The 17,843-nt window shown below is 53.8% G+C and carries 17 protein-coding genes and 3 pseudogenes; 4 read left to right on the top strand and 16 right to left on the bottom strand.

Annotated elements, in window-relative coordinates:
- Window positions 1–164 precede the first annotated feature (164 nt).
- Together ACL2XM_RS05545 and ACL2XM_RS05550 are read right to left on the bottom strand one after the other, a co-directional pair.
- A complete protein-coding gene (locus ACL2XM_RS05545; protein WP_413732576.1) occupies window positions 165–524 on the bottom strand; it encodes a LysR substrate-binding domain-containing protein in 360 nt (119 codons plus the stop codon).
- Between the two features lie 287 nt (window positions 525–811).
- Window positions 812–1,165 (bottom strand): winged helix-turn-helix transcriptional regulator, encoded by a 354-nt coding sequence (locus ACL2XM_RS05550; protein WP_413729953.1) that lies wholly within the window; start codon window positions 1,163–1,165, stop codon window positions 812–814.
- A gap of 110 nt (window positions 1,166–1,275) precedes the next feature.
- On the opposite strand from ACL2XM_RS05550, the gene ACL2XM_RS05555 reads away from it, so the two are divergent.
- The 3 genes and pseudogenes from ACL2XM_RS05555 to ACL2XM_RS05565 form a co-directional block, all read left to right on the top strand.
- Window positions 1,276–2,283 carry a zinc-dependent alcohol dehydrogenase family protein gene (locus tag ACL2XM_RS05555; RefSeq protein ID WP_413729954.1) on the top strand — a complete coding sequence of 336 codons (1,008 nt, stop codon included), beginning with the start codon at window positions 1,276–1,278 and terminating at the stop codon, window positions 2,281–2,283.
- Window positions 2,284–2,451: 168 nt separating this feature from the next.
- Entirely contained in the window at window positions 2,452–2,787 is a 336-nt protein-coding gene (locus tag ACL2XM_RS05560) for a helix-turn-helix domain-containing protein (RefSeq protein ID WP_413729955.1), read from the top strand.
- Window positions 2,788–3,147: 360 nt separating this feature from the next.
- Window positions 3,148–3,642: pseudogene (locus ACL2XM_RS05565) on the top strand (IS66 family transposase); the annotation flags it as partial.
- 272 nt (window positions 3,643–3,914) lie between these two features.
- Here ACL2XM_RS05565 and ACL2XM_RS05570 read toward each other — a convergent pair.
- Window positions 3,915–5,030, bottom strand: a pseudogene (locus ACL2XM_RS05570) (IS110 family transposase).
- A gap of 73 nt (window positions 5,031–5,103) precedes the next feature.
- Here ACL2XM_RS05570 and ACL2XM_RS05575 point away from each other — a divergent pair.
- Window positions 5,104–5,265, top strand: a pseudogene (locus ACL2XM_RS05575) (transposase domain-containing protein); the annotation flags it as partial.
- Between the two features lie 284 nt (window positions 5,266–5,549).
- Here the strand turns inward: ACL2XM_RS05575 and atzF are convergent.
- The 13 genes from atzF to ACL2XM_RS05640 form a co-directional block, all read right to left on the bottom strand.
- Entirely contained in the window at window positions 5,550–7,355 is a 1,806-nt protein-coding gene (atzF, locus tag ACL2XM_RS05580; RefSeq protein WP_413729956.1) for an allophanate hydrolase, read from the bottom strand.
- Window positions 7,356–7,422: 67 nt separating this feature from the next.
- The gene (locus ACL2XM_RS05585) at window positions 7,423–8,061 is read right to left on the bottom strand and encodes an urea amidolyase associated protein UAAP2 (protein WP_413729957.1); all 639 of its coding nucleotides are present in this window, start codon (window positions 8,059–8,061) and stop codon (window positions 7,423–7,425) included.
- A gap of 10 nt (window positions 8,062–8,071) precedes the next feature.
- Complete coding sequence (locus tag ACL2XM_RS05590; protein WP_413729958.1) at window positions 8,072–8,863, bottom strand: urea amidolyase associated protein UAAP1; 792 nt, start codon at window positions 8,861–8,863, stop codon at window positions 8,072–8,074.
- A gap of 99 nt (window positions 8,864–8,962) precedes the next feature.
- Window positions 8,963–9,868, bottom strand: a complete 906-nt coding sequence (locus ACL2XM_RS05595; RefSeq protein WP_413729959.1) for a LysR family transcriptional regulator — start codon at window positions 9,866–9,868, stop codon at window positions 8,963–8,965.
- 80 nt (window positions 9,869–9,948) lie between these two features.
- A complete protein-coding gene (locus tag ACL2XM_RS05600; RefSeq protein WP_413729960.1) occupies window positions 9,949–10,653 on the bottom strand; it encodes a cysteine hydrolase family protein in 705 nt (234 codons plus the stop codon).
- Complete coding sequence (locus ACL2XM_RS05605; RefSeq protein WP_413729961.1) at window positions 10,650–11,036, bottom strand: nitrile hydratase accessory protein; 387 nt, start codon at window positions 11,034–11,036, stop codon at window positions 10,650–10,652. Before ACL2XM_RS05605 ends, ACL2XM_RS05600 begins: the two co-directional genes overlap by 4 nt.
- Window positions 11,036–11,698, bottom strand: a complete 663-nt coding sequence (gene nthA, locus ACL2XM_RS05610; protein WP_413729962.1) for a nitrile hydratase subunit alpha — start codon at window positions 11,696–11,698, stop codon at window positions 11,036–11,038. The genes ACL2XM_RS05605 and nthA overlap by 1 nt, the downstream gene beginning before the upstream one ends.
- Window positions 11,691–12,389 carry a nitrile hydratase subunit beta gene (nthB, locus tag ACL2XM_RS05615; RefSeq protein WP_413729963.1) on the bottom strand — a complete coding sequence of 233 codons (699 nt, stop codon included), beginning with the start codon at window positions 12,387–12,389 and terminating at the stop codon, window positions 11,691–11,693. The genes nthA and nthB overlap by 8 nt, the downstream gene beginning before the upstream one ends.
- Before the next feature lie 9 nt (window positions 12,390–12,398).
- Complete coding sequence (locus ACL2XM_RS05620) at window positions 12,399–13,154, bottom strand: ABC transporter ATP-binding protein (RefSeq protein WP_413729964.1); 756 nt, start codon at window positions 13,152–13,154, stop codon at window positions 12,399–12,401.
- Between the two features lie 3 nt (window positions 13,155–13,157).
- The gene (locus ACL2XM_RS05625) at window positions 13,158–13,955 is read right to left on the bottom strand and encodes an ABC transporter permease (RefSeq protein WP_413729965.1); all 798 of its coding nucleotides are present in this window, start codon (window positions 13,953–13,955) and stop codon (window positions 13,158–13,160) included.
- Window positions 13,952–14,947, bottom strand: coding sequence for an ABC transporter substrate-binding protein (locus ACL2XM_RS05630; protein WP_413729967.1), 996 nt, complete (start codon window positions 14,945–14,947; stop codon window positions 13,952–13,954). The genes ACL2XM_RS05625 and ACL2XM_RS05630 overlap by 4 nt, the downstream gene beginning before the upstream one ends.
- A gap of 224 nt (window positions 14,948–15,171) precedes the next feature.
- Window positions 15,172–16,836, bottom strand: coding sequence for a carbon-nitrogen hydrolase family protein (locus tag ACL2XM_RS05635; RefSeq protein WP_413729969.1), 1,665 nt, complete (start codon window positions 16,834–16,836; stop codon window positions 15,172–15,174).
- A 7-nt stretch (window positions 16,837–16,843) separates the two neighbouring features.
- Window positions 16,844–17,824, bottom strand: coding sequence for an ABC transporter substrate-binding protein (locus ACL2XM_RS05640; protein WP_413731041.1), 981 nt, complete (start codon window positions 17,822–17,824; stop codon window positions 16,844–16,846).
- Window positions 17,825–17,843 lie beyond the last annotated feature (19 nt).

The raw sequence follows: 17,843 nt of genomic DNA on the forward strand, positions 1-17,843 counted from the left end.
TCAGCCTATCTTGTTGGCTTGATTCGAGAAACACTCGCGCAAGCCGTTGGCAAACCGCTGAAATTCCGGCCAGTTCAGTTGCGAACGAGTGGCCTTGGATTCGAATGCGCCATTTCACGTTCATCTCGGTGGCGCGCGGGTTCACTAAAAGGAAAAAAATGTTATCAATACCGTGGTGGAACCGGTGCTGTATCCTTCGCCGCTTCCACTAACGCATCGACGAAGGCGCGCACCTTCGCAGGCAGGTAACGCTTCGAAGGATACATAACCGAGATTGGCACCTCTTCCGTACGGCACTCGGGCAGGACCTGTATGAGTCGTTTCGCTTCAAGATGCTGTTCGAACAGAAATGCGGGCAGATATGCGATGCCCATACCAGACAGGGCGGCCACCAGTAGCGCCTCGCCCCGGTCCGACACGAAACGTTGCCTGCCGGATATCGAACGCCACGATCCGTTGGGACACCTTGTCAGCATCCTGCTCGTTGTGCTCGCGACCGTAACGGCACTAACCGCCATTGTCATCTTTATTGCGTTACGGGGGACCGGACGCGCAGAGGAACTATCGCATTCATCTGACCCCTGACGACATCTTTACTGTCAACTGAAGAGTTCGAGGGGGAATAAGTCTGGAGTATCCGTCGCCTTGTGTCGTGCCACAATGACATGTGCTCACGATCCCAAGGGCAGTCCAATTTCGTTGTTGCCGGTCTTATACCGACGAAACAGCAGGGTACGGGCCGAAGGCCAGTTTCTTTTCTTTGCTCGCGTAACTCCATCCGTCCGTTCAGTGTCTGGGAAAAGCTTGATGCTCACTTTTGCTGATCCAAATAATCAGCTATCCAGTCGGTGAGATTTTCAATATGGACAGCTGCTTCCTTTCCAGATTTTGTTAACTCATATTCCGTATGAGGGGGCATAATCTGATAAACCTGTCGGACGATCATTGAATCTTTTTCTAGCTCATGTAGTGTTTTAATCAGCATCCTGTCTGTAATACCACCCATTTTTCGCTTCAGTGCACCGAAGCGGTGTGGACCATCTATCATAGTAATCAGTGCCAATGTCCCCCAACGACTCGTGATATGGCTGAGCAGCCGCCTGTGAGGACAGTTGGCATCAAACGTTTCACGGCGGCGGAGACGTTCTGCCAGCACATTTTTCATTTAGCAGCATCCTTTATAGATACAGACATTTTTGTAGGTACTTACCTGAATTGCTTAATAGCGCTAAAGTCAGCCGGTCAATATAACTGAAATAGGGAGAAAAACACGACATGAAAGCTGCTCAACGAGGTCAGACAGCCGGTATTGATAGCCTCTCGATTATCGATATCCCGGATCCGGGCAAGCCAGGAAAAGGCGAGATCAGGGTCAGAATTCATAATGTTTCACTTAATTTTCATGATTATAACGTGGTTGCAGGTATTCTTCCCGCCGCTCCCGGACGGGTGCTTATGTCTGACGGCGCCGGCGTTGTCGAGAGCACCGGAGAAGGCGTTTCCGCGTTTAAGCCGGGGGACTCGGTGATATCGACATTTTTTCCGGACTGGGAGAATGGGGAATGTCCTGTTAGCGGATTCAGTCGTACACCGGGCGATGGGCTCGACGGTTATGCAACAACCTTTGTCGTTAGACCAGCACATTATTTCACGCTTGCGCCTGAAGGTTGGTCCCATGCCGAAGCTTCAACACTTCCGACTGCTGCAGTGACGGCGTGGCGTGCACTGGTGGTTGAGGGACGTATCAAGCCGGGTGAGGATGTGCTAATACTCGGTTCAGGCGGTGTGTCTGTTTTTGCTCTTCAGATTGCCAAGATGGCAGGAGCAAGAGTTTGGGCAACATCTTCCTCACCGGATAAAATGATCTGGTTGCGAGACCAGGGCGCTGCGGGCGTTGTGAATTACCAACAAGAACCGGAATGGGGTGAACGAATCTTTGAAATGACAGGAGGCCGAGGTGTCGATCATGTGGTTGAGATTGGAGGTCCGGGCACTCTTGCACAATCTATTAAGGCTTCGCGCATCGGAGGGAAAATCACCTTGATTGGTGTCTTTACCGGTATCGCCGGTGACGTGCCAACCGGAGCAATTATGGGTAAGCAACTGACCGTCAAGGGCATCACAGTGGGTTGCCGCACGCATCAACAGGACATGATTCGGGCCTTAGAAAAAACTGACGTCCGCCCGATGATTGATTCTGTTTGGCCGCTGGACAAAATTGTTGACGCTTTCCAATATCAGCTCAAGGGTAAACATACCGGAAAAATTGTTGTGGAGATTTAATGAAAACGTAGGTGGTGATCTGCGCCCCAATTGTTGGACATCGGACCAGTTTATTTGATGGAGGGGCACAAATGCCGAAGTTTGCATTAGAGTTCAAACAGAAAGTGGCGGAGTAGTATTGGATCATCAAGGGGCAAATACAAGTATCTCCAAGGGAAGCTCAGCCTTGTGTCAGTTGCTGAACTTCATGTTATCAGTCCTAGCACCGTGAGGAAGTGGGTCTATATATATCGAGAGCAGGGCATCGGAACCCTGACGGGGAAGAAGGGCCGCTATATAGCCACAGCCGATTTCAAACTTATCGTCATCAGCGAAATTTTACACAATAAACTCTCGATTCGAGAAGCTGCTGTAAAGTATGGTATTCCTACATTCTATACTGTATCGCTCTGGCTAAAAAATATAATAAGTCAGGAGAAAACGCCTTCACCCGAAAAAAAGGAAAAGCCAGAAGCTTGCCTGAAACGCTGCAATCATTACCATCATCACAGCCATCATTGTTGACCGGCACAGAGCGGGAAGAACTTGAACAGTTGCGGGCTAAGAATGCTAACTTAAAAAAGTTGCAGGCCTTGGTTCCGCAAAAAATCACGTTCATTACCAGGGGAAAAGTAAAGATCGTGAATGAGCTAAGGCATAGGTGGTGGTCACTGCCCCGGCTGTTAAAGGCAGCAGGGCTGCCGCGTAGTACATTCTACTATCATCAGAAAATAATGATCCTCCCGGATCGCTATGAAACCGTAAAGGCGCTGATCCTGAGACTGTATCATCAGAATAAAGGGCGATACGGATACCGACCCCTGAGACTTGCGTGACAAAATGAAGAAATATTGCTTAATGGCAAAACGGTCCGTAGACTGATGCCCGGACCGCAAGGGGGTTCACCCGCAAACGCATCTGGCCGGGTTCAGCGGACTGTTGCAGGGGAAGGAGGATGCGGATGCGGGCTTCAACCCGCTGTATAAAGAAGACCGTATCCGCGAGGTCGGCTGTATGGCCCACGCCCGGCGTAAGATCCATGATATCCCTATGCGGCATCCATCACCGACCACTACCGTAGCCCTGCAGTGGATCGGTGAACTGTATGCGATCGAAGCCGACATCCGGGGGCGTCCGGCCGAAGAACGAAGGCAGGTGCGCGAAGCGCGATCCTGGCCGTTACTGATGAGCCTGGAGAGCTGGATCCGGGAAAAACTCACCACGCTGTCGCGCCTGGCCGATACGGCGAAGGCGTTCAACTACCTGATGAACCACTGGCAGGCACTGTGTTATTACAGTACCGATGGCTGGGCGGAGATCGACAACAATATCGCCGAAAACGCGCTGCGGGTGGTGAGCCTGGGGTCGCAAGAACTCTTATGACCTTTGTCAAGGATTTCGCCCGTACTTATCCCGCACAGCCTGGATCAGCTACGCTGTAGACAGTAACTGGCGTCATGGTGCCTGAAGCGACCGGGCTGTATCCTGAATTTAACAGACTCTTATTTGGGGATGGTTTGCCCCACGATGGTTTTCGTCATGAGCTGGCCTCTTTCTACCTGCTGGTATCGGATTACTGTTTACCGACCTAAATTCTTGACGAGGATCACTCATTCCGTGCCCGGCGCGCTTCAGGGTTTAACGCTGTACCGTTAACTGGATTGTCGGGCTGTCAGGTCAATGTCCCATATAAATCCTGTCAGCTCTCGAGCGACGGCGGTAATGGCAACCTGTGATTTTTTTCCTTTCTGGAGCAATTTTTTATATCGGGAGCAAAGCCGCTGCTGAGCTTTCCAGGCGATATCCTTTGAGTCCTGGGTGACCGAATCAGGCCGGTAGGTTATCAGCCATGCACCCACCTTGGCGGGAGCCCGGTAAGACCAGGCGGATTCATAAAGCAATCTGCGCAGTTCGCTGTTGCCGGTTTTGGTTATTCCCCTGGGCCGGGTTGTATTACCGCTGGAATGCTCACCAGGAATTAACCCCAGATAGGCCATGATTTGTTTGGGATTGGCAAACCGGGAGAAATCACCCAGTTCGGATACCAGGGAAACCGCGATGATTTTCCCCACGCCTTTCAGTGCCTGTAACTGACAGACCACATTGTACAGAGACCACTCTGGCAGCAACCGTTCAATTTCTTTATCCAGTTGCTCAATCCTATTTTCAATTTGTTCCAGGCTCTGGCAATAGTGCTGAAAAGCAATCTGTTGCTATGGAAGGGGGAAAGACTGATCCGCCAGCCACACCCGGTGATTATATCCCCAGGGCTTTTTATCGTAGCGCCTATCGGTACGAAGCAGCATGCTCTGAATACGTTGCCGGGCGATCCTATTATCTAATTTGGCAGCGGTTCTCGCCCGAACCAGATCCCGCATGGCTTCATGAGTCAGATCAGGTATCCAGACCGGAGTGAGTTCGCCGGCACGCAACAGCCGGGCAAGACCGACCGCGTCACGATGGTCATTTTTAATTTTGTCGGTGGGTGATTTGGGAATACGGGAGGGAGCAACAACGATGCATTCGACATTCATCTCAGTAAGTTGGTGATAAATGCCAAATCCACATGGGCCCGCCTCATAACAAGCCGTGATATACGGATGTTGTTTTTGTAGCTTCAGAAATAAATGATGAATGCTCTGCTGCTGATTTGGAATATTCCCGTAGAAGCGGATTTCGCCAAGCCTTTCAGGGTTGGCGATGGCTACAGCCAGCGACTCTTTATGAACATCCAGACCTACATAAACTGATGGAGTACTCGATGCCATGATGACCTCCGAATAATGCACCAATACCAAAGCGATTATATCAAGGTCATACCATCTATCTGTTCTTCGGTTCGGAGAGCGGGCGGCGCGGATGTACACGCTGATCGGCAGTTGCAAACTGAACGGCGTGGAGCGGGAAGCGTATCTGCGCCATGTGCTTGCCACTATCGCGGATCACCCGATCAACAAAATCACAGATCTCCTGCCGTGGAACCTCAACATCCCTGCTGAATAAGCGTCAATACGGCCCTGAGTTGACGCTTATTTCTTAAGCGTAGGCAAGAGATTTTAATTTGATTGAATGGTACTTGGCATGCGTGGTATGCGAAGTGTGACTTGATGGTATCTCCATCTGGCCTGAGTGATACCCTCCTTCATAACCCCGAGTACTGTCGCTTCCCTGTACGAGTTCCGCTAAGCTTGAAACTTGAAATTCGTAAAAAAGATCGGAATGATGCTAGGTGGACGCCAGCAAAATGTTGGCGACAAGTTCTCAATATGAGGTGTGCAATTGGCACATCATGCAAGACTGGCGAGGTAATTTTTCCAGCCCCCGAAAGCAGTAATATCCAGGGCATCCGCCAGCGCATAATTTTCACAGATAAAACCTTTGACCGCACGCCCATCTGCAAGTATCAGCGTACCGATACCAAGGGGGGCAGGGATTTTGTCGACAAACTCGCCGAAGCGCGCCAAAGGAATATCCCAAAGTTCGATTTCGATACTTCGCCCATTTTCCGCCTTCGTCAGGCCCGGTTTAGGCGGTAGTGTCGCGGCCAGCGCGTAGAGACGATACTGCGGAGCGGTGCTGCCTGTCTCGACAAAAACCGCACCACGAGAGGTCAATTGTTCATTAAGCGGCATACCGCGCAGATGGGCGCCGACCACCGCTACCCTGACATGCAAAAGTGAAGGTTCTCTGAGAACCGGCCGTTGCGCCGGTATGGCGCGGCCGGTCGCACCGAGCGGCAGGTTCAGCCCTTGTTGCCAGCGCATGCCGAAATCGGCCAGCGCCCGGTCATGCCAGGCGGGTGCGATAAGCGTAATACCTGCCGGTAAACCGTCGTCGCGCAGTGATGAAGGCAACGCCAAAGCGCACAAATCCGCCAAATTGGTAAAATTGGTATAAATACCGAACTGTGAATTGTAATGCACCGGTTCCTGTTTCATCTCATCAATAGTACGAATGGTGGGGGAGGTAGGCACTAATAGCGCGTCAAAGAGGCGCAGTGTCTCATTGATACTCCTGGACAACTCCGCTCGCAGATACTCGGCCCGCCAGGCATCGCAAGCGCTATAGTCCAGCCCTTTAGCGATAATGCTTCTTACCACCGGATCCAGGCTGGCGGGATCATCTTGCAATCGGGAACCAATGATGACCGTACGTTCTGCCACCCATGCGGCCTCATAAAGCTGCTCGGCCAAGCTGCTGAATGGAGTATAATCAATGACCTCCAAAATTGCGCCGCTGTCTTGCAGCTTTTGCAGCGCCTGCCGAAAAGCTTGCTCGCTGGCTCGATCGCCAAAAAACTCCACCTTGTCCGGCACGGCTAAGCGCGGCGCGGCCGGCATCAGCGCCGGCGTGGTGCCCGGATGATGCCGGGAATAGGCGTCGTTAACGCTATAGCCGCCGGCAATTTCGGCAATAGTCCAAGCATCGGCAGCGGTCAGGGCAAAGACCGAAACACAGTCATTCAGCCGACAGGCGGGCACCACACCGTGAGTGGAAAGCCAGCCTTTGGTGGGTTTTAGACCGACGATATTATTAAAACCGGCCGGAACACGCCCCGAACCGGCAGTATCGGTGCCCAGGGCAAAGGGTACCAGACCGCGAGCCACCACCGATGCCGAACCTGAACTGGATCCGCCGCTGACATAGTCTGGGTTAAAGCTATTGGTCACCGCTCCGTACGGCGAGCGGGTTCCCACCAGTCCGGTGGCGAATTGATCCAAATTGGTCTTACCGATAACGATAGCGCCCGCCGCGCGTAAGCGAGCAACGACTTGCGCATCACGGGATGCCTCATAGATAAATTCCGGACATGCGGCGCTGGTCGGCCAGCCGCCGACATCAATATTATCTTTGACCGCAAAAGGGATACCGTACAGCGGAAGGGCAGAACGATTGCCTTTGATACTGGCAACGCGTTTTGCAAGCTGGTCGCATTGAAGGGCCAATTGCTCTGGCGTTGCAAGATAGATCCATGCGGTATCCGGTCCACCGAGTCTGGCAAGTAAGGATGTCAAGGTATCCCTTACCGTCTCAGGTTTGCTCTGATAATGCGTTTGCCATTCTTGCACGGTCGCGCAGGTGATATGTCGCATACATAAGTTCCTATTGGGATGTGAGGATTAACGCTCCCGGCCTCTAATGGAAGCCGAGCCGTCATCGTTATGACCAGATATTGACTTCGATGGGCGTAGGCTGGTAGCCGTTGCAGGGATTGTTAAGCTGCGGGCAATTGGAAATCAGCACTAGCACATTCATTCTGGCCACAAGCTCAACATATTTACCGGGCGCTGAAATGCCATCTGCAAAGGTGAGACCTCCTTGAGCGGTTACCGGTACGTTCATGAAAAAATTGATATTATGGGTTATGTCGCGTTTAGTCAGACCATATTCGGGATGTTCGGCCAGCGCCAGCATCCAACTGTCGCGACAGGCATGCATGTGGCGTTTTTCCAGGGAGTAACGCACCGTATTGCTTTCGGTGGCGCAGGCCCCGCCTAAAGTGTCATGACGGCCGCAGGTATCGGCGACAATCTCCAGCATGGGGTTATCGTCGTTAGAACGCAGCACGCTGCCGGCGGTAAGAAAAACATTGCGTTGTCCACGCAGGGTATCCATCATACTGTAGCGTTCGGCAATATCATCGGCGTTAAAAAATAAGGTATCAACCGCCTGGTTACCTTCACTGTCGCTTATGCGCAGCGTATGACCCGACTCCAGGCGGTACAGCCAGTAGTCTCCTGCGTCAATCCTGCGGTGATAACGGGAATCCTGCATCTCTAAGTCGCTGGTCTTGATCATGTGACTTTCCTCAACGAATAACGGGGCTGATGCCTGCCTTGGCAGTCGGCGCCCGGTTGTCTTGCCTATCGCCGAAAGGGGCTGGCGAAGCCGCATAATACAATTGATTATTGGTAAGTCCGCGGCGGTTCTCATCGCGGTTCAGGCAGGCTTCGGGCAACGGCGCGGTGTCGGCCAGCAGGGCGATTTCCACGGGGGCGCGGGGGTAGCTGACAGCTTGTGTCAAGGGATGGGGGCACGTATGCAGTATTACCAGCGAATCCATGGCGAATCGCAACGTAACCGAACTGCCGGGCTGTGAATGCGCCACTAACCGGATTGCGCCCTCATCATTAACCTCCACCCTGGAAAACAGATTGAGGCAGGCTGCCATATCCCGTTTGCCGAGGCCGTATTTCTTAAGTTCGACCAAAAAACTATCATAGCCGTTCTGATGGCGTTCGTTGAGCGCCTGCTGATAATTAGCTAGACCGAAACGCTGTTCGGTCAGCGCGGCGTTCATGGTGCCGCAGACCGTATCGTGCCAACCGAAACTGTCTTTTTCGATACCGCAGAATATCCGGCCCATATCGGAATAGAGACAGTGGCCGGTAGTCAGGCGGAACGTGTGCTGGCATTTCAGCGTATCGGGGGCGTTATAGCGCTCCAGCAAATTTTCCGGGTTATAAAACAGCATCCCGACGTTGGCACCGCCCTGGCTGTCGTTGAGGCGCAGGGCGGTACCGCGCCGCAGACGAAACGACCAGTGGGAACCGGCCGGTAGTAGGGTGCTGTAAAATTCCCCGGTGTTTTCAGCTGTCATGTTTTCTACCCTTTTCTGGTTACGCATTGCTGCGGATGAAGCGTGCCGACGACCGGTTATCACAATCCGGAAATCTTGGCGAGGCGCAGGCCCAATAAGCTAGGTCTCCATGACGCTATTAACGCAACGTAAAAACGCCTGGAGCGGCAGGGATAATGGCGTCTTTTTATCGCGGTAGATAAGTTTGAAGAGTGAATGGCGGCTGATGCTATCCGGCCGCAAGGAGACCAGTTCACCCGAATCCAGCCAGCGCTGGATATAATGTTGAGGAAAAAAACCGATATATAGGCCGGTGAGCACCAGTATCGCCGATGCCTCCAGATTGCTGACGCTGGCTGATACCGTATCCTTGACAACCTGCAACGGGAACTCGTTATTGGTCAGAAAGGTGCGGATCACCCGCGGTGTGCCGGGCAGGGCACTGATGATATGCTGGGGATTATCCACCTCGACCAAGGGATGATCTTTGCGGCATACCAGAATATCCTGTTCGTCATAGAGCGCTTGGTAACAGAGACCGGGCAGGCGTCCGGGGAAGATACTGATCGCCGCATCGAGACTATGGTCCAGTACTTTTTTTTCCAGTTCAGGGGGCGAGAGCGTTTCCAATTCCAGATGAAGCGTATTTTGCGGTAACTGCATCAGCATCTCTATTGCCTGGCAGAGCGGATTTTTCGGGTCAGTAACTACATTATCCAGAAAACCGATACGCAGTGTACCGGTCAGGCCGCCCTTAAGCGCAGTGCTGCGCTCCTGAAATTCGTGTAGCGATTGCAGAAATTGCAGCGTGTATTGATAGAACGCTTCCCCTTTAGCGGTCAGTAGAAAACCGGCACGCCCGCGCTGGCATAACCTGAATCCCAGCCTGACCTCTAACTGCGACATCTGTGCGCTGATGGTGGATGGCGCGACATTCAGCAGGGTCTGGGCATTGGAAAAGCCGTTGGATTCCACCACAGTTTTGAATACCTTCAACAGTTTTAAATCAATATTGCTGATAACCATCCCAGCCCCCTGTTAACAAAAATCGCCATCACGCATTGTCCCCGTGCTTGTCCGGAAGGCAACACGCGGAACTCCGCCATTCACTTCTGCAGCGGCGCGGGGGTGGTTCGTGGCGTCAATGAGGCGATAAAGTGTCGCGCCGTTGATACGGTGGCCATATAGCCGCCCTCGATTTTAAGCAATCCGATTGCCATCGCATGGTTAAGCGGATCGGGCTCGGCGCAGCAATCGCTGAGCACCAGAACGCTGTAGCCGCGATCGCTGGCTTCACGTGCGGTGGACGATACGCATACGCCGGTAGTCACGCCGGTCAGTATCAGGTTACGGATGCCTTCGTTGACCAGGATATGGTGCAGATCGGTGCCGTGGAAAGCGCCGGTACCAGGCTTATCGATTACCGCTTCCTCGCCGCGCGGTTGTAATTCCGGCACCAGTTCCCACCCCGGTTCTCCGCGGATCAACAGCCGTCCCAACGGGCCGCGCGCGCCGATTTCAGCCCCCGCCCTGGCGGTCTTGAGCCGTTTGCTTAACGGTAAATCGGACAGGTCGGGGCGGTGGCCCTCCCGGGTATAAATAATTTTGATCCCGGCACGGGTGGCGGCGTCGCGCACGCGTTCGATGACGGGGATGATCGCCCTCGCAGCGGAAATATCATCGCCACGATGGTTCATGTATCCCCGCGGATCGCAAAAGTCGCGTTGCATATCGATAATCAATAACGCACTGTCCGTCGTTGCCATATCACCGGAAATCGGAAAATCGTACGGCTCGCCGGCGATAATCATCGGCCCTCCTGAATTACCAATGGACGGGGCGGGTAATGAGGCGGCTGATGCTGATGCAACTGCCGCGTATAATCCCGTATCCGCAGTTCTTCGGATTGTAATCTGTCCGGCGTCAGCAATCGTTTTTGCTTGAGTAATCGGCTCAACGCTTCTATCCAGCAACTGTAATACTGTTCTTCGCCGGTGATGGCCTGTCCTTGTGCTTCCAATTCGCCAATGCTGCCGATCAGGCATTGCTGAAACTCTGTCAGGGTAAACAAACGTTGTTCGGCGGCGGCCAGGGTCAATCCAAAAGCTCTGGCCGCCCAAGGATTGGGAAAAGCGACGGATTGCAAAAATTGCCGGTCCGTCAGCGATTGAGTTAAGAAATCGGTCGGGTTCATCAGTTGCCGTCCTGGTTAATGGGTGCCTGTCGGGCTGCGCCGAGTGTTGCCGGCGCGGCTGGCGCGGCTGGCGGGGCCACGCGGGCTACGCCAATCATGGCGTCCCGGGTCACCAAAGCGGCCAGGGCCGCCATATCCAGCCGTTCGGTTCCCGGAGGCCGCTGGGGCAGCACTAGATAACGGATTTCCGAAACGCTATCCCAGACGCGTACAGTGACCTCAGGCGGTAACTCCAACCCCATCTCCGCCAGTACCCGGCGAGGTTCCCGCACTATCCTTGAACGATAGGCGCTGGATTTATACCAGGCCGGCGGCAGTCCGAGAATCGGCCAGGGGTAGCAGGAGCACAAGGTGCAGACAATAACGTTATGGAGATCGGCGGTGTTTTCCACCACGGTCAGGTATTCGGTCTCTGGACCACCGATGCCGAGTTCAGCGCAGGCTGCCAGGCCGTCGTGGAGCAGGCGTTGTTTAAAAGCGGCATCCACCCAAGCGCGGGCCACCACGCGCGCGCCGGTCTGCGGACCGACCTTTTCCTCGTAGTGCCGGACTATCCTGTCGACACTGTCTGTTTGAATGACCCCGATTTCGGCCAGCAGGCTCTCCATCGCTTCAGTGCGGACCGCTTGCCAGGGCTTTTCGTGGTTGTGATTATCACTCATGCTTATCTCCTGCTATGGGTTCCAGATGATCTTCGCTCAGATCAACATGGTTAAATACGTCTGCTTCCGCCTGTGGACCCCATAGGGTTTTGGCGCAGAACTTTACGCTGTAAACGGGCTGTAGCTTCTCGCCCAGGTAGTGGGCCCGGGTATCGGGAAAAACCCATGCCTGCTCGTGAACATTGACGATAATGCCTTCCTTGCCGCGGATATAATTGGCTACCCGTGTATGCCCCGCCGGGTGGATGTTCCGTACCTTGACCTGCTGGTCCAACTGATAGCGGGGCGTCACGGTCGCCTCCTTGCGCCAGGCGCCCCAGCGGACTTCGGCCGACGCCGGCAACGGCCAATTGCGCTGTCTGGCAGCGGATTGGCTGTAGTGGCGGACATCGGCCCAGTACTCGGCAATCCGGTTTTCAAGTTCATCGTTGAATACGATGCCTTTACAGTGCAGCAGTCTTTCCATGGCAAACAGCCATCGGCCGTAATAGCCGGCGTCCAGATAATCCGCCGGCCGCATCAGTTCAATTTCATGGCGGTGTTCGTCCAGATTCCATATCCCCAGCGTATCGATGAGCTGGGTGATGCAAAAAACGCGGCTCTCCCATTCGCTGTGGAACACCGGTTCATCCGCTTCAACCTTGACCGGGCCGAAACCATGTAATCCGCCCATGTCATGAATACCGTTCATCGCCACTCCTTAATCGATAATGGATTCGATTTCCCGTTGCAGATCGAGAAACACCGTCGAGTAGCGATCGCCGAAGGCCCCGGCGCGGGTCTCGCGTTCAAGCAGAATCCGTGCCGGCTGCCCGCCCAGCACAATCACCCGATGACCGAGCGTAATGGCCTCTTCAACGTTATGGGTGACCATGACCATCGATATTCGCCGTTCCTCCCCCAATTGCTTGAGAAACAGCTGCATCCGCCGGCGCAGGCTGATGTCCAACGCGCTGAAAGGCTCATCAAGCAGCACCACTCTGGGGTTGGAAACCAGCGCACGCGCGATGGCGGTGCGTTGGCGCATGCCGCCCGAGAGCTGGAACGGGTAGCGGTGGGCCGCGTCGAGCAGGCCGACGGTGCCCAGCATCGCTTCGATGCGCAGTTGGCGTTCCCGGCGTGATAAAACATTCCCGGAGAACCGTAGGCCGAACTCTACGTTGCGTCTGACCGTTAGCCAGGGGAATAGATTGTTTTCCTGAAAAATCATTACGCTATCGGGGTTAGGGCCTTGCAGCGTTTTTCCCTGGAAAGTAATGGTTCCCTGGGTATGGCCGACCGCAAAGCCGCCCAGGGCTTTAAGCAGCGTGGTTTTGCCGCAGCCGGATTTGCCCAAGATGCAGGTAATGTCCCCCCGATTCAGCGTCAAGGATAATTCTTTCAGCGGTGAGGCCCCGGCGTAGGCAACGCTGAAGCGATCGACATGGAACAAGGCGTTATCGGCGTCGGCGGCCATGGTTTACACCCTCCACCAGAGCAGATATTTGCCAATGTAAGCCAGCAAACGATCGACGATAAAACCGGACAGGCCAATGACTACCATGCCGAACATGATCAGATCATTATTGAACAGATTCCGCCCCATCATAATGATAGCACCCAGGCCGTCGTGTAATCCCACCATTTCCGCCACCAGCACCGCCATCCAGGCCGCGATAAAATTGGTGCGCAATAGCGTGAACGCGCCCGGCAATACTGCCGGCAGCACTACCCAAAGCCAGCGTTGCAATGCGTTTGCGCCCAAATCCTGGGCCACAATCAGGAACTCTTCCGGCAGCCGGCGGATTTCGGCCAACGTCCCGATGGTCAGGATAAAATAGACCCCCATAAAAACAATAAATATTGCCGTATCGTTGCCAATGCCAAACAAAGTAATGGCGGCGGGGATCCAGGCAATGGGCGCGATAGGGGACAAGAGATAGATAACCGGGCTGATAATCCAGGTGGCCGCCTGCGATAGGCTAAGCAGCGCCGCGCTCAATATCGCGGCGGCAAACGCGAGAGCCAGACCGCAGAAAACCCGGGCGAACGTTGCCAAAACAGAATCAATTATTGGCGAGGATTGGCTGCCCAGTCCGATCCGGAAATCGCTCTCAGCAATGGTGCGTAAAAAATGGCTGGGCGGCGGCAATACCGCCGCCAGGGACGAGCCCCCATCCGCGCCGGCAAGCTCCCAGACCATCACCAGCGTACCGACGGACGCAGTACCGACCAGTACCGGCAGGCAGGCTTGCAGGCGCGTTATAAACCGGCTCATTGCTTCTCCAGGCCGCGGATGGTATCCAGTCGGAAAATATCTTCGGCGCGTACGCCGGTTTTGATATAGCCGAGACGGCTCATATCGTCCACCACGCTTTGTATGGATTTTAGATCCGGGGTAAAACTGATTGGCGCCGATGCGGATTTCAGCGCCTGTGAGAGTACCGCGGACGAAACCCGGAAATAATGTCCTTTATCTAAATAGCTCACCGCTTGATCCGGGTGTTCATTGATGATTTTTGCGCCGCAGATCAGACCGCTGAGGAATTCCTTAACCACCGGGCCGCGCTCGGTCAGGGTTTTATCCAATACGCTGACTACCGTATTGGGTGAATTTAATGACCAGGTTGAGGCATTATTGGCTAGTAGCGATGCGTTTTTATTTACTACCATATCAGTGGTATAGGGTTTTATATGGCTTAGAATATCAACTTGACCGCCGCGGAAGGCTTCAACCATTGCCAGCAGATCGTTGAAATACACCAATTCCACACTTTTGGGATCAATGCCGCTTTTGGCGAATTGCCGATCCAGAATTAATTCCAGCGTGTCGCCTTGCAAGGTGGCTATTTTCAGCGGATGGCCGGGATGTTGTTGAATATACCTTTTCAGCTCAGCCATATCATGTAAACCCAATTTGCCTTGCGCCACAACCTCCATGACGCCCCAGCCGCCGCCGGCGGAAATCACTCGGATCGGCACGCCGCTGTTAGCGGCGAAAAACGGCAGGGTGAAGGGCAGAAAGCTGAAATCAATCGCGCCGCCCGATAATGCCGCGTTATTGTCGCCGGGATTGGCGAAAAACATTGTTTCCACATCCAGTCCCTGCTGTGTAAAACAATCGCTTTCCTTCGCCACGAAAAGCGGCGCCATATCCAGCGCCACCATATGGCCGACTCGGATATGGGTCAATTTTTCCTGGGCCCGTAAAGGCGAAATTCCGAGACCCAACAGGGTGGCTGCGACAATACATCCGCTGGCATATTTCATATTCTCTCCTTTTAAGAATAACATCTCTTTGCCACAGTGAAGAGTCACCGGGCGTTTCTCATTTCATTATTATTAGCTTGTCTTGCGTCATTGGATAAATAGCGGTGACTCCATGTTTACATCACTTTTTTATAAAGTAATTAATGGGGCATTAATGGCTTTTCAAACAGATGCTGCTTGATAATATAATAAAAACATGTGCCGCCCGGTGAACATACACTACGTCATGAATTAATCAGTACTGAATAACTGCCTGTCTGGCGGTTGCGCACCATATCCACACCAGGAATCATTTCCTTTTGTCTCGTCAGCGCGCGGTGAGCATACAGTGGCGTAACGGCCCCCCACCGGATATCAGGTGGTATTAGGAAAGAGAGGTTCCAGTTGGTAAAACCGGTGGGCGGGATAACCAGGGAACCGCCTGGAAAGGGCGAATCGGTTCGATTGGCGCAGACTATATAGACACGGTTATCTTCGGCTTTGGTCACCGCCAGTAGATTACGCTGGTTCGGGTGTTCCCAGGCGCAACTCCATAAGATGATATCGGCGCCAAGGAGGGTCAGCACCCGGCTCGATTCAGGGAACATGCCGTCGTAATCGTTCAGTAACCCTATCCTGCCGTAGCGGGTATCAAACACCGTGAAGCCTGCTTCGGCGCCGGAGGCCCACTGAGCGGCGCGCGGTCCGTTATGCACCTGGGGCTGGCGTCCCATAATACCGTCCGGGCCGATTAACAGCAGCTCATGCCGCAGTTGGCCGTTCTTTCCCGTGGTCGAGGGCAGGGCAACCAATGCCTGGTGGCGTTTGCAAATGCCGGTAACGGCATTCATAACGGTCTCAGCCTCCCGTGCCAGCCGCCGCGCCTCATCCTGGTCCGGGCACCAGACGGGAGAGGCGAAGCAGGCCGGCAGCGCCATGACCTTGACGCCCAGCTGCGCCGCGTGCTCTATCATTTCCAGGGCATCGTCAAGGGTATGGGCGGCTGAAACATGGGCTTGCACCGCGGCGACTTTGCTGCTGCTCAGTGCCGCCACCAGCGGTTCGCGTAATAAAACTGACAGTGGCGTAGTCTCGAATGGCTGCGCGATAATACCGTAGGCCGGCGGACGCCGGTCCGCCATCTTGTCTCCGCCGAACGACCATGGACTGGCCGCGTTGCCAGCTAGCTCCACCCGGGCGGTCACCACGCCATGGGTATCGTAAGGTATTCGGGCCTGCACCCGGCCCTGCGGATCAACAATCATACTGCCGCCGGGATAATAGATACTGCGCTCCACGCCGGACTTGGTGGCGGCGATAATCCAACAGCCATTTTCGTAAGCGCGGGCCGGCACCCACAATTCGGCCTGATCCATGGCGAAAAAATTAGCCATATCAATGACCACATCGACGTTTTGCGCCGCGAGACAACGGGCGATTTCAGGGATACGTCCGTCAAAACAAATTAATAATCCCAACCGTCCCAGTTCGGTATCTACCCAGGGATTGCCTTTAATGCCCACTTCAAACCAGTTCTGATCATGGGTTGCCAAAAATTGCTTCTGATAATGGCAAATCAGCACCCCTGTTGGGTCGAACAAGACTCCCGAATTATAGATTTTGCCGTCGTCGCCCAGTTCAGTCATGCCGGAAGCGATAAATACGTTATATTCGATACAGAGTGACGCCAGCGCCCGGCAATATTTGCCATCGACCGGTTCGGCCAATGCCCGGCAATGCTGCGCCGAGTCGAACAAATAGCCGGTGTTCATGCATTCCGGCAAAACAATCAGTTTTGCGCCCTGTCGTACGGCTTCTTTCACACCGTCGGTAGCGAGAGCGATATTGGCTTTGAGATCGCCGAGCACCGCAAGGGTCTGTACCACGGCGGCATTAAACGTTATTGGCATGGGGTTCTCACTTTGCAAAGTCTGAGTTACGCAGGATCATTGTGCTGACGTCCATCGGGGTCTTCAGCACGCCTTCTTTTTCAAATACATTCACCAGCGCCTGATAAGAGTGAATATCCTCGGGACCAATGTCTTTCCAGGCGCGTAGGTAGGGTTGCGCCACCAGCGCAATCTGATCTTTTTTAATCGGCGTATAATTGGCAATGACCGGACGATAAGCGGCGAAACGTTCATTGGCCAAACGGGTCGCCTCGTCAAGCACCGCCACGACTTTTTTGGCGGTTTCAGGGCGCTCTTTGAGGAACTTGGTGGTGAGTAGCGAGACGCCGGAATAAAACGGGTCGGCTATCAGCGTTTCGGCGGGATTAGTCAATGCCCGCTGTGCGTCGCCGTTCGCCACCGCGATAGAGCCGACCGGTTCAAGAGATAATGTGGCATCGACGCTCCCTGATACCACCGAGGGCACCTGTAAGCCGGTAGCTATATCCTGCATGTGGATATCTTTATCCGGATCAAGCCCGGCCTGGCGGACCATATAACGGGCGATGGTTCGCCACTGTACACCAGGTAATTGCCCCAGGGATTTGCCTTTGAGATCGGCAAAGCTGTTAATCGTCGAGTCATTGGCGACAATCAGCGCATCATTGATCCGGTGGTATTTGATGCTGCCGCCCTGCAGTCCGAATACTTTGAACGTGCCGGGAAAACGTGATTCCGCCAACACCGCTATACCGGCGGCGGAGCCGGGCGCGCCGACATCGGCCTGACCGGAAACCAGTGAATCAATTATTTGATTAGGATTTTCAAATTTAACGGCGGTTATATCAATACCCGCTTTCTCAAATAATTTATCATGCATGGCAATATAAAAGGCCGTGGTTTGCATAATGGGTAGCCAAGCGACGGTTACTTTTTCATTGGCCTGTGCAGAAAGCGAAGAAAACAGGACTGCGGCCGTAGCTATCGACAATAAAATAACGCGTTTCATAATATTTCCTTCAGCGATA

This window comes from Sodalis sp. RH20 (assembly GCF_047324205.1).
Classification (GTDB): domain Bacteria; phylum Pseudomonadota; class Gammaproteobacteria; order Enterobacterales; family Enterobacteriaceae; genus Acerihabitans.

Coding starts and splice junctions, on each gene's coding strand:
- atzF (WP_413729956.1), bottom strand. CDS start 7,355: ATGCGACATATCACCTGCGCGACCGTGCAAGAATGGCAAACGCATTAT.
- ACL2XM_RS05630 (WP_413729967.1), bottom strand. CDS start 14,947: ATGAAATATGCCAGCGGATGTATTGTCGCAGCCACCCTGTTGGGTCTC.
- ACL2XM_RS05625 (WP_413729965.1), bottom strand. CDS start 13,955: ATGAGCCGGTTTATAACGCGCCTGCAAGCCTGCCTGCCGGTACTGGTC.
- ACL2XM_RS05555 (WP_413729954.1), top strand. CDS start 1,276: ATGAAAGCTGCTCAACGAGGTCAGACAGCCGGTATTGATAGCCTCTCG.
- ACL2XM_RS05640 (WP_413731041.1), bottom strand. CDS start 17,824: ATGAAACGCGTTATTTTATTGTCGATAGCTACGGCCGCAGTCCTGTTT.
- ACL2XM_RS05590 (WP_413729958.1), bottom strand. CDS start 8,863: ATGACAGCTGAAAACACCGGGGAATTTTACAGCACCCTACTACCGGCC.
- ACL2XM_RS05545 (WP_413732576.1), bottom strand. CDS start 524: ATGACAATGGCGGTTAGTGCCGTTACGGTCGCGAGCACAACGAGCAGG.
- ACL2XM_RS05595 (WP_413729959.1), bottom strand. CDS start 9,868: ATGGTTATCAGCAATATTGATTTAAAACTGTTGAAGGTATTCAAAACT.
- ACL2XM_RS05635 (WP_413729969.1), bottom strand. CDS start 16,836: ATGCCAATAACGTTTAATGCCGCCGTGGTACAGACCCTTGCGGTGCTC.
- nthB (WP_413729963.1), bottom strand. CDS start 12,389: ATGAACGGTATTCATGACATGGGCGGATTACATGGTTTCGGCCCGGTC.
- ACL2XM_RS05605 (WP_413729961.1), bottom strand. CDS start 11,036: ATGAACCCGACCGATTTCTTAACTCAATCGCTGACGGACCGGCAATTT.
- ACL2XM_RS05550 (WP_413729953.1), bottom strand. CDS start 1,165: ATGAAAAATGTGCTGGCAGAACGTCTCCGCCGCCGTGAAACGTTTGAT.
- ACL2XM_RS05600 (WP_413729960.1), bottom strand. CDS start 10,653: ATGATTATCGCCGGCGAGCCGTACGATTTTCCGATTTCCGGTGATATG.
- ACL2XM_RS05620 (WP_413729964.1), bottom strand. CDS start 13,154: ATGGCCGCCGACGCCGATAACGCCTTGTTCCATGTCGATCGCTTCAGC.
- ACL2XM_RS05585 (WP_413729957.1), bottom strand. CDS start 8,061: ATGATCAAGACCAGCGACTTAGAGATGCAGGATTCCCGTTATCACCGC.
- nthA (WP_413729962.1), bottom strand. CDS start 11,698: ATGAGTGATAATCACAACCACGAAAAGCCCTGGCAAGCGGTCCGCACT.